10 protein-coding genes and 1 pseudogene are annotated in these 13737 nt (G+C 71.2%); 7 read left to right on the top strand and 4 right to left on the bottom strand.

Annotation, left to right across the window (positions count from 1 at the left end):
• Positions 1-50: 50 nt before the first annotated feature.
• From BUE29_RS11065 to BUE29_RS11050, 4 genes are all read right to left on the bottom strand, one after another.
• A complete protein-coding gene (locus BUE29_RS11065) occupies positions 51-578 on the bottom strand; it encodes a DUF3145 family protein (RefSeq protein WP_073390107.1) in 528 nt (175 codons plus the stop codon).
• 125 nt (positions 579-703) lie between these two features.
• Positions 704-1354 carry a LysE family translocator gene (locus tag BUE29_RS11060; RefSeq protein WP_073390105.1) on the bottom strand — a complete coding sequence of 217 codons (651 nt, stop codon included), beginning with the start codon at positions 1352-1354 and terminating at the stop codon, positions 704-706.
• 45 nt (positions 1355-1399) lie between these two features.
• Entirely contained in the window at positions 1400-2257 is an 858-nt protein-coding gene (locus tag BUE29_RS11055; protein WP_084181064.1) for an NAD-dependent protein deacetylase, read from the bottom strand.
• A gap of 43 nt (positions 2258-2300) precedes the next feature.
• Positions 2301-3326: a cation diffusion facilitator family transporter gene (locus tag BUE29_RS11050; protein WP_234971420.1), complete on the bottom strand. Its 1026-nt coding sequence runs from the start codon at positions 3324-3326 to the stop codon at positions 2301-2303.
• 201 nt (positions 3327-3527) lie between these two features.
• On the opposite strand from BUE29_RS11050, the gene cysD reads away from it, so the two are divergent.
• The 7 genes and pseudogenes from cysD to BUE29_RS11015 all read left to right on the top strand — a co-directional run bounded on the left by cysD (position 3528) and on the right by BUE29_RS11015 (position 13721).
• On the top strand, positions 3528-4445 hold the full coding sequence (gene cysD, locus BUE29_RS11045) for a sulfate adenylyltransferase subunit CysD (protein ID WP_073390102.1): 918 nt from the start codon (positions 3528-3530) through the stop codon (positions 4443-4445).
• Positions 4446-6299 carry a sulfate adenylyltransferase subunit CysN gene (gene cysN / locus BUE29_RS11040; RefSeq protein WP_073390099.1) on the top strand — a complete coding sequence of 618 codons (1854 nt, stop codon included), beginning with the start codon at positions 4446-4448 and terminating at the stop codon, positions 6297-6299.
• Positions 6292-7047: pseudogene (locus tag BUE29_RS11035) on the top strand (3'(2'),5'-bisphosphate nucleotidase CysQ); the annotation flags it as partial. The gene cysN and the pseudogene BUE29_RS11035, both read left to right, overlap by 8 nt.
• Positions 7048-7312: 265 nt before the next feature.
• Positions 7313-9706 carry a hypothetical protein gene (locus BUE29_RS11030; RefSeq protein WP_073390093.1) on the top strand — a complete coding sequence of 798 codons (2394 nt, stop codon included), beginning with the start codon at positions 7313-7315 and terminating at the stop codon, positions 9704-9706.
• Positions 9707-9727: 21 nt separating this feature from the next.
• Positions 9728-12016, top strand: a complete 2289-nt coding sequence (locus tag BUE29_RS11025; protein WP_073390090.1) for a Hint domain-containing protein — start codon at positions 9728-9730, stop codon at positions 12014-12016.
• Positions 12017-12201: 185 nt separating this feature from the next.
• Entirely contained in the window at positions 12202-12636 is a 435-nt protein-coding gene (locus BUE29_RS11020) for an STAS domain-containing protein (protein WP_073390088.1), read from the top strand.
• Between the two features lie 65 nt (positions 12637-12701).
• Positions 12702-13721 carry a potassium channel family protein gene (locus BUE29_RS11015; protein ID WP_073390085.1) on the top strand — a complete coding sequence of 340 codons (1020 nt, stop codon included), beginning with the start codon at positions 12702-12704 and terminating at the stop codon, positions 13719-13721.
• Positions 13722-13737 lie beyond the last annotated feature (16 nt).

Here is a 13737-nt window from a genome sequence, read left to right as displayed (position 1 = left end):
AGATCCGCCCCGCCTCGCGATCTACAGGCGTCGCGCGGGCCGAGGTCCCGTCAGCCCGCGGAGTGCAGCAGCGTGACGGGGGCACCGTCGCCGCCGGCGCGGTAGGGCTCGAGCTCGGCGTCCCACGCCGAGCCGAGCAGCTCGGTGAGGCCGTGGCGGTACTCCTCGACGGTGCGCGCCCGCGAGAGCAGGCCGCGCAGCCGCTCCTCCCCCACGATCACGTCGCCATTGGCCGAGACCGCGCTGCGATGGAAGCCGCGACCGGGGACATAGGCGAGGCGTTCGCCGTCGGTGATGGCGGTGCCGTCCTCGGTGATCTCGAAGACCAGCATCGGCCAGGCGCGCAGCGCCGCGGCGATGGCGGCGGCGGTGCCCACCGGGCCGGACCACGCGACCTCGGCACGCAGGTGCTGCGGAGCGGCCGGCTGACCCACCCACTCCAAGCGGGCGGGACGGGCGAGCACACCGGCCAGCGCCCACTCCACGTGCGGCGCGAGGGCGGACGGGCAGCAGTGCATGAAGACGACGCCTCGCGTCGTCTTCGCAGCCGAATTGGACCCCGTGCGGGCACTGGACATCGCACACCTCCCGTTGCTCGACGGCGACGCCTTCCCCAGCGGTCCGTCTCACGCGAGCTGCGCGACATCCATTGTGTCGTATGTGCCCACTGATACGCCAGTGGTAGATGTGATTGGCGTGAAATTCAGCCCTCGGTGGCGAGCCGGACGCCGAAGCCGATGAGGACGGCGCCCGCCACGGCGTCCATGCGGCGACGGACGCGCTCGCGCGAGAAGAGCTCGGTGACCTTGGTGGCGAGGAGTACGAGCGGTAGCTGGTAGGCCAGGTTGAGCAGCACGAAGACGGCGCCGAACAGCAGCAGGGTGGGCGTCACCGGCGAACCCGCCGGGACGAACGCGGGCAGGAACGTCACGAAGAACACGCCCACCTTGGGGTTGAACAGGTTGCTCAACAGCCCGGCCCGGAAGCCCGTGCCGGCGAGCGCGCGACGCCCCGCGGCACCGGCAGCACCCTCGACGGCGGCACCCTCGACGGCCGGATCGGCGACGGCGCGACCGCGGGAGCGCCACGACTGCACCCCCAGCCAGATGAGATACGCGGCACCGACGATGCGCAGGGCGGTGTAGGCGACCTCGCTCGCGCGCAGCAGCGCGGCGAGGCCGAGGACGGCGGCGGTGATCCACACCACGAGACCGGTCTGGATGCCGAGCACGGTCGCCACCCCGCGACGGCGGCCGCCGCGGACGATGCTGCGGATGATCACCAGCGTGTCCGGCCCGGGCAGCAGCACGAGGACGGCGGCGGCGAGGGCGAAGGAGCCGAGGGCGACGAGCACCCGGTCAGGCTAGCCGGGCCGCGCCCCGCGGCGTAGCGGATTGCGTCATCCGGCGAGGGCGGCCAGCACCCGGCCGAGCGGGGCCGCCACCTTGACGTCGGCCAACGGGTCGCCGCGCGTCTCGCCCTGGTTCACGATCGCGACCGGTATGCCCAGCTTGGCGGCCCGTCGGACGAAGCGCAGCCCGGACATCACCGTCAGCGACGAACCGAGCACGAGCAGCGACCGGGCACCCTCGACGATGTCGTAGCAGGTGGCGACCCGCGGCTTCGGGACGTTCTCGCCGAAGAACACGACGTCGGGCTTGACGAGGTCGGAGTCGCAACGCGTGCAGCCCACGAGCGCGAACCCGTCGAGCTCGGCGTCGTCGATATCGGCGTCCCCGTCGGGGTTGACCCGCGTCACGGTGGCCCCGAAGCCGGGGTTGGCCGCCCGGAGCCGCTCCCCGAGCGACGTCCGACGTTCCCGCAGCCCGCAGGCGAGGCAGACGACGAGGTCGAGGCCACCGTGCAGCTCGACGACGTCGTGCGCGCCCGCGGCCTGGTGCAGGCCGTCGACGTTCTGGGTGATGATGCCGGCGAGCCGACCCTGCCGCTGTAACCGCGCGACGGCGCGATGGCCCTCGTTGGGCCGTGCGGTCGCAATCTGCGTCCAGCCGAGGTAGCTGCGTCCCCAGTAGCGCCGCCGGGCCGCCGCGGAGCCCACGAACTCCTGATAGGTCATCGGCGTCGAGGTGCGCCGTGCGCCGGTCGGCCCGCGGTAGTCGGGGATCCCGGACTCCGTCGACAGGCCGGCGCCCGACAGGACGGCCACCCCTGCCGACGAGACCAGCTCGCGCAGCGCGTCGAGGCCGGGTCCGGCCACGGGGTCGAGGTCGGGCTGCTCGACGAAACCGGCGGTCACCTCACCATGGTGCCTGGCCTCGGCCACACCCGGCAGCACGGCGTCACTCCTCGGCGAGCGCCCGCCCGTAGCGCTCCGTGACGCGCTGCCGCAGCAGCTCGTCCCCGCGAGGCGCCGGCTGGATGAAGATCTCGTCGAGGAACGGCCACTTCTCGCGCATCTCGCGGTCGAGCCGGACGCACGTCTCCTCGAGCTCGCCACCGGTCGTCGTGTCGACGAAGTCGACGCGGGCACAGAGCAGGATGCTGTCGACGCCGGTCATCATCGTGAGCAGGTCGACGACGTCGACGACCTCGGGCTGCTCCTCGAGCCACGCCTCCGTCGCGCGCACGAAGCGCCGGTCGGCCTGCTTGCCGACGAGCAGGGTCTCGCAGGCCCGCGCGAGCGTCAGCGTCACGGTGAGCAGCAGCAGGCCGATGACGATCGAGGCGACACCGTCGAAGACCTTGTTGCCGGTGACCTGGTGCAGCGCGACGCCGAGGGCCGCCACGGCCAGGCCGAGGATCGCCGCGCTGTCCTCGAGCAGGACGCTGTTCACGGTGGGGTCGCGGGGCGTGCGGACGTAGTCGGCGAGCGACAGCCGCAGCCGCTTCGTCTCCTTCTTCATCTGCTTCGCCGCCTGCCGCAGCGAGGTGCCCTCGAGGATCGCGGCCAGTGCCAGCACCGGATAGTTGATCCAGAGCTTGCTCGCGTCCTCCTCGGGACCGACGATCGTCTCGTAGCCCTGATAGAAGGAGAACATCGCGCCGGCGACGAAGATGCCCACGGCGGCGATCAGGGACCAGAAGTAGCGCTCCTTGCCGTAGCCGAAGGGGTGGCTGCGGTCGGCCGGCCGGGCCGAGCGCTTCTGCGCCACCAGCAGCATGATCTCGGTGATGCAGTCGCCGACGGAGTGCGCGGCCTCCGACAGCAGCGCGCTGGAGCCGCTGACGAGACCGGCGATCAGCTTGAGGATGCCGACACCGGCGTTCGCGGCGAGGGCGAGCAACACGGTGAGCGAACTCTCACCCTTGTCACCGGCGCTCGGGGCGACGGGCGATGCCGGATGATGGATGGGGGCTTCGGTCACCGATCCAGCCTGCCCGCGCGGTCGGTCCGGTTACCCGCGGGTCGGCCGAGCCGGTCCTCGTGCCGCGTTCACACGCACGTTCAATACCCTGACCGGAGCCCGCGACACGAAATATCGCCGTGCCGCCGGGCATTGAGACCACGGAACCGTACGACCGGCATCCGAACGTTGCCGCCCGACCGTCGCAGGAGGACGCCGCCGATGAGTTCCGCCGTGGGGTACGAACTGACCCACCTCGACCGGCTCGAGTCCGAGGCGGTCCACATCTTCCGCGAGGTCGCCGCGACCATCGAGAAGCCGGGGCTGCTCTTCTCCGGCGGCAAGGACTCGGTCGTCATGCTGCACCTCGCGGTGAAGGCGTTCTGGCCCGCGCCCGTCCCCTTCCCGGTCATGCACGTCGACACCGGCCAGAACTTCGACGAGGTCATCGAGTTCCGCGACCGCACCGTCGAGCGGTACGGCCTGCGCCTCGTCGTGGCCAAGGTGCAGGACGACATCGACGCCGGCCGCGTCGTCGAGGAGGGCGGGCCGCTCGGCCCGCGCAACAAGCTGCAGACGGTGACGCTGCTGCGCGGCATCAACGAGAACCGGTTCGGCGCCGTGTTCGGCGGCGCGCGCCGCGACGAGGAGAAGGCCCGCGCCAAGGAGCGCGTCTTCAGCTTCCGCGACGAGTTCGGCCAGTGGGACCCGCGCAACCAGCGTCCCGAGCTGTGGAACCTGTACAACGGCCGGCACCGCAAGGGCGAGAACATCCGGGTCTTCCCGCTGTCGAACTGGACCGAGCTCGACATCTGGTCCTACATCGAGGCCGAGGGCATCGACCTGCCCGACCTGTACTACGCGCACACCCGTGAGGTGGTCGAGCGCGACGGCATGCTGCTGGCGGTCAACCGGTTCATCAGCCCCGAGGGCACGGAACAGCCCTTCACGGCCACGGTGCGCTTCCGCACCATCGGCGACGCGACCTGCACCGGCTGCGTCGAGTCCGAGGCCGCGTCGGCCCAGGACGTCGTCGCCGAGGTCGCCGCGGCGCGGTTGACGGAGCGGGGTGCCACCCGCGCCGACGACCGGATCAGCGAGGCCGGCATGGAGGACCGCAAGAAGGAGGGGTACTTCTAGATGTCCGAGCTGCTGAGACTGGCGACCGCGGGCTCGGTCGACGACGGCAAGTCCACCCTCATCGGGCGGCTGCTCTTCGACTCCAAGGCCATCTTCGAGGACCAGCTGTCCGCCGTCGCCAAGACGAGCGAGTCGCGCGGGCAGGCCGCGCCCGACCTCGCGCTGCTGACCGACGGCCTGCGCGCCGAGCGCGAGCAGGGCATCACGATCGACGTCGCGTACCGCTACTTCGCGACCCCCAGGCGCAAGTTCATCATCGCCGACACCCCCGGCCACATCCAGTACACGCGCAACATGGTCACCGGCGCCTCCACGGCGGACGTCGCGATGATCCTCATCGACGCCCGTAACGGCGTGCTCGAGCAGTCACGCCGCCACGCGTTCCTGGCCAGCCTGCTCGGCATCCCGCACCTGATCGTGTGCATCAACAAGATGGACCTCGTCGACTTCTCGCAGGAGCGCTTCGAGGAGATCCGCAGCGAGTTCCGCCGGTTCGCGACCAAGCTGGAGATCAGCGACCTCGCGTTCATCCCGATGTCGGCGCTCTCGGGCGACAACGTCGTGCAGCGCAGCGACGCCATGCCCTGGTACGAGGGGACGTCGCTGCTGCACCATCTCGAACAGGTGCACATCGACTCCGACCGCAACCTCATCGACGTGCGGTTGCCGGTGCAGTACGTGATCCGGCCGCAGCAGACGGCCGGCACCGAACTGCACGACTTCCGCGGTTACGCGGGGACGATCGCCGGCGGCGTCATCCGTACCGGGGACGAGGTCACCGTCCTGCCGTCGGGCTTCACGACGTCGGTGTCGGCCGTGTGGGCACCGGGCGGACGCAAGCTCGACGAGGCGTCGGCCGGCCAGGCCGTCACGCTGGAGCTCGCCGACGACATCGACATCTCCCGCGGCGATCTCATCTGCCGGCCGCACAACCGGCCACACGTCGGGCAGGAGCTCGACGCGATGGTCAGTTGGATGACCGCCGAGACCGAGCTCAAGGCCGGCGGCCGCTACGTCGTCCAGCACACGACCCGCTCGACGCGCGGCGTCGTCCGCGAGCTGGACTACCGCCTGGACGTCAACACGCTGCACCGCGACGAGACCGCGCAGTCGCTGCAGCTCAACGAGATCGGTCGCATCCGCTTCCGCACGCAGCAGCCGCTGCTCTTCGACGCGTACCGGCGCAGCCGCGAGACCGGCAGCTTCATCCTCGTCGACGAGGCCACGAACAACACCGTCGCCGCCGGCATGATCACCGGGCCCGCCCAGCGCGAGTCGCACGTCGTGTGGCACAGCGGCTCGGTGCAGCGCGGCGAACGCGCGACCAAGGGCATCACCGTCTGGCTGACCGGGCTCTCGGGCTCGGGCAAGTCGACCGTCGCCGCCGAGGTCGAGCGCCGCCTCGTCGCCTCCGGCCGGCCGGCGTACCTGCTCGACGGGGACAACCTGCGGCACGGCCTCAACGCCGACCTCGGCTTCTCGGCCGCCGACCGGGCCGAGAACGTCCGCCGGACCGGCGAGGTCGCCCGGCTGCTCGCCGACGCCGGCCTCGTCACCGTCGTGTCGCTCGTCAGCCCCTACGCGGCCGACCGCGAACGGGTCCGCGCCGCGCACGCCGAGGGCGGCCTGCCCTTCGTCGAGGTCTTCGTCGACACCCCGCTGTCGGTGTGCGAGCAGCGCGACCCGAAGGGCATGTACGCCAAGGCGCGGGCGGGCGAGATCTCGCACTTCACCGGCGTCGACGATCCCTATGAGGCCCCCGAGTCGCCGCACCTGCGGCTGCGGCCGGAGGACGGCGACGCCGCCGCCCAGGCCGCGCTCGTCCTGGACCTGATCGAGCGCATCAGTGACTGAGCCGGCCAGCACCGACGCCCGGTTGGCCGCGGAGCTCGCCGGCCGGGCCGGCGACCTGCTGCTGGCGCTGCAGGCCGACAGCGGACTGACCGGCAAGGAGCTCGGCGCGCGGGGCGACCACGACGCCAACGAGCTGCTGCTGCGCGAGCTGGCGGCCCGGCGTCCCGACGACGCGGTGCTCTCCGAGGAGTCCGCGGACTCCCCCGCGCGGCTCCGGGCCGAGCGGGTCTGGATCGTCGACCCGCTCGACGGCACCCGGGAGTACGGCATGCCCGGCCGGCCGGACTGGGCCGTGCACGTGGCGCTCTGGCACCGCGGTCGCGGCATCACCGACGCCGCGGTCGCGCAGCCCGCGCTCGACGCCGTGTACGCCTCCGACCACGCCCGCGCCGAGTCGTCCTCGGCGCCCGACCGGCCGCGCTTCCTCGTCAGCGACAGCCGGCCGCCGGCCTGGGCACAGCCGGTCGCCGACGCGCTCGGTGCCGACCTGGTCCCGATGGGCTCGGCCGGGGCCAAGGCGATGGCCGTCCTGCGCGGCGAGGCGGAGGCCTACCTGCACGCGGGCGGCCAGTGGGAGTGGGACTCCGCCGCACCGGTCGGCGTCGTGCGCGCGGCCGGCCTGCACGCGACCCGCATCGACGGCAGTCCCCTCGAGTACAACCGCGAGCACCCGTACCTGCCGGACCTGCTGATCTGCCGCGCCGAGCTGGCGACCGAGCTGGTGCGCGCCGTCGCCGCCGCTGCCAGCTGATCGCCGCACGCCGCTGACCGCCGGCTGGACGTCGTGCCGGTTCGGCCTTCGTACGTCCAGGACGAATTGCCGGAGATCCTTGGCGCATTTCGTCAGATCGCTGTACATGGCCGGCGTTGTGATGTTTGCTCCTCGTGAGCTCACTCACGGTATTTGACTCTTACGCTCCGTTTCTCCCTTTACATCCTCACGCGACGCGCATCCTGCCGGCCGCGATCCGGTGCTGTCCGCGCGTCCTTCCGCCGACCCCAGGAGGGCCATCATGACCATGACTCCGGTTCGCCACGAGCTCGCCGACGTCCGAGTGCTGCACGGGCGCGTCTTCGACACCGAGGTGTACGACGGCGCGCAGTGGGTGCCCGCCGGACGGTTGCTCCTGTCCCCGGACTTCGTCGCGCACGACGACGCGCGTGTCCACACCAGCGTGGTCCGCGAGTCGCAGCAGGCCTTGCTGCTGCACGGGAAGGTGGGAGATCCGGCCTTCCGTGCCCGGTTGAACATGACGGCCGACGGCACCGCGTTCGTCGGGACGATGGCGAGCGGCACGGCTGCTCCCCGCGCGTTCCGCGGCGCCGGGCTGACCGTCACCTACCGCACCCGACGGCGCCCCCAGGACGACCCGAACGCCCCGTTCGAGTCGTGGGACGACCTCTCGATCCACACCGAGTGGGTCGAGGGCGAACTCAAGGTCACCTATCTGCTGGGCGACCAGGACATCAGCGACCGCACCCGCGTGACGAAGGTGGACCGCGCCAAGGGCGAGACGTGGTTGGAGATGGCCCAGGAGGTCACCCCGCCGTTCGACTCGGACCACTTCGCGATCCTGCTGGTGTCGGGCAGTCGCTCGTTCGGCGGCACCTACACCAGCGACGACGAGACCACGTACGACTGGACGGGCGAGATCGCCGACCACGTCGCCGACGAGCACGCCACGGCATTTCGATCCGCCCTCGCCGCCGCGCCGGCCGACGCCACGGTGGGCGCTCCCGACGCGACGCTGTCGCTGCAGGATCTGGACAACATCTCCTCGATCCAGATCGTGACCGCGCCCGACGGCAAGCAGATGACCGTCGACTACGCGCAGACCACGTGCGGCAAGTACTTCAACAAGGGCCTGGCGAATTGCCTGGACGACCAGTGGGTGAACGGCATCTACGGTCACCGCTACGACCTGCCGGCGGGCGCGCAGCAGGTCGTCGACGCGTCGAAGACCTTCTTCACCGACAACGCGGTGCTCGGAACGGGGCAGATGCTCTACGACAACCTGGCGACGTGGCCGCAGTACAGCGATCTGCTGAAGCGGGTGGACGGGTCCACGATGGAGACCGCGTGGAAGCAGCTGGGCAAGGACCCGAAGACCGCGCCGGCGTACGAGACCGCGACCAACGCCATGTACATCCAGGGTTACCGCGACGGCGTCCCGCAAATGCAGGGCTACCTCGAGGACGACCCCGAGGGGTGGGCCAGCCGGTACTTCGACTGGCTCAGCGATGACGCCAACCTGCTGACCTGGCAGCTGCAGGTGGCGAGCGGCCAGTTCGACAACGTGAAGACACGCATCTACGAGTGGTACGTCAAGCTGCAGGTGCTCGCCCCCGACCACGACTACGGCGAGCGGTTCACCAGCATCGCGTACGCCGCGCTGCTCGGCGTCGCCTTCTCGCGCTCCACGTGGTCCGACGACCTCAAGCCGTACCTCGAGGCGATGATCGAGAACGCGGTCAAGGGCCAGGTCGACCCGTCGATCATGACCGAGATCCAACAGCAGGCCGCGAAGGAGAACCAGGAACTGCTGCAGTCCCTCGTCACCACCGCCGACCAGATCACCCTGCTCGTCGACGCGATCGCCGCCGGGCTCACGTCGTACGCCGCGAAGAAGCGGCTGCAACAGCTCGCGAACGACCCCGGCGCGCAGGCGGCCATCGCCCAACACCTCGACGGCGCGCAGTTCACCGCGTGGAGCGACCTAAGCACCCGCGGCAAGCTGGGCGGCGTCCTCAGCACCGCGTTCTACGGCGCATCGGCCGCCTTCCTCATCTACAACATCGTCGAGGACTCCAAGAGCCCGCAGACGCCCAAGCAGGTCGTGAGTGAGGTCAACCTCGGCGTGCTGGCACTCGCCATCCTCGTCAAGGGCGTCGAGAAGCTGATGTCGATCGGCGTCGGCCGTGCCCTGCAGCGGTTCGCGAGAGCCGGCGAGGGCGGCGCGTTCCGCACGTTCGCCGAGCAGTTCGCGACCTGGTTCCAGGAAGGCGGCAAGGTCGTCCCCGAAGGGCCGTTCGGCAAGGCGATGGTGTCGATCTTCGGCGAGAACTCCGCCGAGTTCCTCGCCCGCCGCATCGGGCCGGCGATGGCGGTCGTCGGACTCGTGCTGGCCGCGTTCACGCTGGCCGACGCGATCAAGTCCGGCGACGTCCGCAACATCATCTTCGAGTCGCTCAACACCTTCGTCGCCCTCGCGTCCGTGGTTCTGATCGGGCTGGAGCTGATGAGCTTCGCGTGGGCCGGGCCGGCGGGCCTGGTGGTCGCCGCGATCGGCATCGTCATCACGCTGGTGCAGTTGATCTGGAACCTCGTCGACCCGCCGGCGCCGCCGCCGGACCCGATCACCGAGTTCGTCACCGGCCCCATGGTCACCAAGGGCTACGCGCACTGAGCGCGGCGGAACGGGACAAGCATGATCATCACACTGTCGAGCCCGCCGATCTCGCTGGTCGGCGACGTCGACCCCACCATCCAGGAACTCGTCAACCTGATCCCGGACTTCAGCGCCGGGCAACGCCTGCACGGCCTGTACGTCAACCACGTCATGGCCCAGCTGCCGGGCAACTATTCCCAGATGTTCGGGACCGGGCCGTCGTTCCGTTCGGTCTTCTACCCCGGTTGGCAGCAGGACCCTCTCACCGGGCTGCTCGGCGACACCGGCCTCGACGACGGCTGGTGGAGCGGCTTCGCGATCGCCGTGCTGTGCCAGGCGATCGCCGACATGGGAAGCGACATCCGTGGTCAGATGCTCGGCGACAAGATCAACGGCGACATACAGGGCATGAACGCGACACTGCGATCCCGGTCCGCACGCGTGTACGCGAACGTGCTCGGGGCCTCGTTCACGCCGTTGACCGAGCTGTTGACGCGCCTGCCCGACCGGGCCGCGGCGAAGCAGCAGTACCACGATGCGCTGCTCGACAACGTGCTCAACCATCAACTCTGGTATCAGGCCGGCGCGTGGACGAACCCCGACTGGGAGCTGTTCAACGCCTACGCGAAGTACATCGTGTTGGGGGCGAGCGACGCCGAGGTCGACGCACTCATCGGCGAGCTGGCCGCCGACGGCCTGCCCATCCCGCCCATCGTGGACCAGTCGGGCTGGCGCACCTACGCCAATGAGCTCCGCGACAAGCCCGACGTCGACCTCAACGACGTCCGCGACGCCTGCGCGGGGCCGGTGACCGCGGCCACCTACGTGTCCCAGTCGCGGATTCCCAACGGCAACTGCTACGAGTTCACCGCGAACTCGCAACCCGGCAGCTCGTACCGGCAGCTGCCGGGCGGCGGGTGTTGCTTCGCCGCGGACACGCAGGTGCTGGACGGGACGGGCCAGCCGGTTCCGATGTCGGGCCTGCGGCCCGGCGATCTCGTCCTCACGCGCGATGCGACCGCGGCCGTGGGCTACGTCGCCACACCACTGCGTGGCGAGCGGCCGCTCTACCGCCCGGCGGGCGGCGGTGCCGCCTTTACCGCCACGCATCCGGTCGTCAACGCGGCCGCCGAGCTGCACGGGCAACCGCAACCGGCGGTGCTCGCGGTGGAACCGACCGCGTTGCTCGACGCGCTCCCACTGTTCGCCGCCGGCGGCGTCGGCCCCCTCGGCGCCGGATCGCGGCTGTGGCATCGTCGCCCCGGTTCCGGAGTTCCGGTCGACGCGGTCACCGTCACCGGGGTCGAGCCGGTGAGGCCGATACCCGCCGACGAGCACCTGCTCGACCTGCACCTCGCCCCGTCGGACGGGTCGCGCCAGGAATTCTGGGTCGGCGACGGCACGACGTTCCACCTGGCCTGCCCGGAGTTTCCCGTCCTCGACAGTGCCGGCGCGTCCGCCTACTCCGTCGTCGCGTTGATGGAGGCGCTCGTCGCGTCGAACGGGCCCGACGGAGCAGGGTGGCCCGCCGACACGGTGCAGGTGATCCAGGACCTCGGCGTCGGCATCTTCGGAAACGCGCTCGAGCACGCGCTGGCCACCACGCCGTCGTTCGACGCCCCGCCGGCGACGGGCACCGTCGTCGAACGGGTGGCCCGCCTGTACTCCCAGCTCGAGGACTCCTCCCCTGCGACGTCGGCGCTCGTCGCGTCGCTGTTCGACGGCCTCCTCAGCGCGACGGGCCAATGGCTGCCCTCGCTGGTCTCGACCGGCTGGCGCACGTCGACACTGCTGGGAGGTGGGGTCCTGGCCCTCACGGTGTTCGACCTCGCGCTGCTTCCCGGCTCGCTGATCCGACACGACGACGACCTGCGCCTCGACCTCACCGTCGTCGGCCGGCGATCGTCGGAGTCGGTGTCGCTGTGGCCGCAACCCGGGCCGGACGACACCGCGTTCCACCGCCGGATCGACCGCGTCACCCACATCGACCTCGGTGCCGACGAGCCGACGTCGATCTCGTTGCGGATCGTCAGGAACGGCGAGACGCTCCCCCGCGTGTTCGCCGACGCCCCGCTGGGGTCGGGCGAGCACCGGCTGCGGTCCGCGCTGCTGCGCGACGCCTCGGGCAACACCGTCGGCGAGGTCCGCTTCGACGCACGCTGCCTCGGCCGCGAGGCCGCGGCAGCCGAGCTCGGCAGCAGCGGGTTGTGGACCGGCGCCGCCGCGTCGAGCTACGCGCAGGCGCTGGGGACGGCCATGGTCGCGCCCGTCCTCGCCGGCATCCGGACCGCATGCGCGAACCGGCCGATCGTCGCCGTGGCGGGGTGAACCCGCGTCGCGGGCGCTCGGCCGGACGGCCGGGCGCCCGCGGCGTCATTGCGGGCGCAATTGGCTACGGAGCCGCCGGAACGGGCGAAACCGGCATCGGCGCGGTAACCTGATGCGCGCACCTGACCCGACCGGAACCGCCGCCGGGTTGCTGGCGTCCGGACCGGACGCCGAAAGGCGAACTCGTGACGTCCGAGCACAGCACCGCGCCACATCCGCCCACGTCCGCCGACGCGCCCCTCGAGATGTCGGTCGAGACCGTTCGCTGCGACGCCACCCACGCCCTGGTGCGGGTCGCCGGCGAGCTGCGGCTCGCGACCTCGGCCCCGCTACTGGCCGTGCTGCGCTCCCACCACCGGACCGGACGCCGGTTCGTGCGTCTCGACGTCTCCCGCGTGACGCATGTCGACGACGCCGCCCTTCCCGACATCGTCCGCGTCCACCAGGATCTGCTGGCCACGCGGGGCACGCTCGTCGTCACCGGCGTGCGCTCGGCCGTGGCCCGGGCCCTGCGTCGAACCGGCCTGGACGAGGTGCTGTTCGTCGGCGGTGCGCGGGCCGACGGCGACACCCCGGACGGGTTCGAGCTGCGCGACGTGCTGGCGCTCGCCGCGCGCTGACCCCGGTTCCCGCGGCGCGGCCCGCGGCGGATCGCGCCCCCCGCGGCATCCATTACCGTGACGACGTGGCCGCACCCGATCCCCGCGTCCGGCTGCCCGACCGCACCAAGGTCCGCAGCCCGATCGCCAAGATCAGCATCCGGTTCGGCATCGCGCTGGGGATCGTGCTGGTCAACTGGGCCATGGTCGTCGTCGAGCGTGGCGGGTACCGCGACAGTTTCGACAAGGACGTGTCGGTCTTCGACGCGCTCTACTACACGACCGTCACGCTCTCCACGACCGGGTACGGCGACATCACCCCGGTGACGACGAGCGCCCGGGTCATCAACGCGATCGTGGTGACGCCGCTGCGCCTGGTGTTCGTCGTCCTGCTCGTGGGCACGACCATCAACGCCCTGACCAGCCAGTCACGGCAGGAGTTCCGCCACGCCCGCTGGAGGAAGCGCGTGCACGACCACACCGTCGTCCTCGGTTACGGCACCAAGGGACGCAACGCCGTCCGCGCGATGGTGCTCAAGGGGGCCGATCCGAGACAGATCGTCGTCGTCGACGCCCGTTCCGCGGCGGTCGGTGCCGCCACCGAGGCCGGGCACGTGGCCGTGCAGGGGAACGCGACGGACGAGGCGACGCTCCGGCGGGCGCTGGTGGACAGGGCCGCGGCGGTCATCGTGGCCCTCGACCGCGACGACAGCGCGATCCTCACGACGCTGACCATCCGGCGGCTCACCGACTCGGCGGACGTCGTCGCCGCGGCCCGCGAAGCCCAGAACGCCGAGCTGCTCAAGCAGGGCGGGGCCAACTCGGTCATCGTGTCGTCCGAGACCACCGGCCGGCTGCTCGGGCTGGCCCCGACGAGCCCCGAGTCCGTCGCGGTGGTCGAGGACCTGCTCGCGTTCGGCGTGGGGCTCGACATCGCCGAGCGTCCGGTCCGGCCGGACGAGATCGGCCGGCACGCCCTCGAGCTGGACGTGCCCGTGCTGGCGGTGCTGCGCGACGGCGCCGTGCTGCCCTACGACCACGCCGACTCGGCCTCCCTGCGCGCGGGCGACCGGCTCGTCCACGCCGTCGCGGTGACCGACGGGTAGGGAGCCGGGACGGAAG

This window comes from Jatrophihabitans endophyticus (genome assembly GCF_900129455.1).
In the GTDB taxonomy this organism is placed as follows: Bacteria; Actinomycetota; Actinomycetes; order Mycobacteriales; family Jatrophihabitantaceae; genus Jatrophihabitans; species Jatrophihabitans endophyticus.
Note: the sequence above shows the minus strand (reverse complement) of the source record. Positions and strands in the feature narration are given on the sequence as shown.

What these genes read in the sequence shown, in the direction of transcription:
- BUE29_RS11030 (WP_073390093.1), top strand. Translation starts at nt 7,313, where the DNA reads ATGACCATGACTCCGGTTCGCCACGAGCTCGCCGACGTCCGAGTGCTG.
- cysN (WP_073390099.1), top strand. Translation starts at nt 4,446, where the DNA reads ATGTCCGAGCTGCTGAGACTGGCGACCGCGGGCTCGGTCGACGACGGC.
- cysD (WP_073390102.1), top strand. Translation starts at nt 3,528, where the DNA reads ATGAGTTCCGCCGTGGGGTACGAACTGACCCACCTCGACCGGCTCGAG.
- BUE29_RS11065 (WP_073390107.1), bottom strand. Translation starts at nt 578, where the DNA reads ATGTCCAGTGCCCGCACGGGGTCCAATTCGGCTGCGAAGACGACGCGA.
- BUE29_RS11025 (WP_073390090.1), top strand. Translation starts at nt 9,728, where the DNA reads ATGATCATCACACTGTCGAGCCCGCCGATCTCGCTGGTCGGCGACGTC.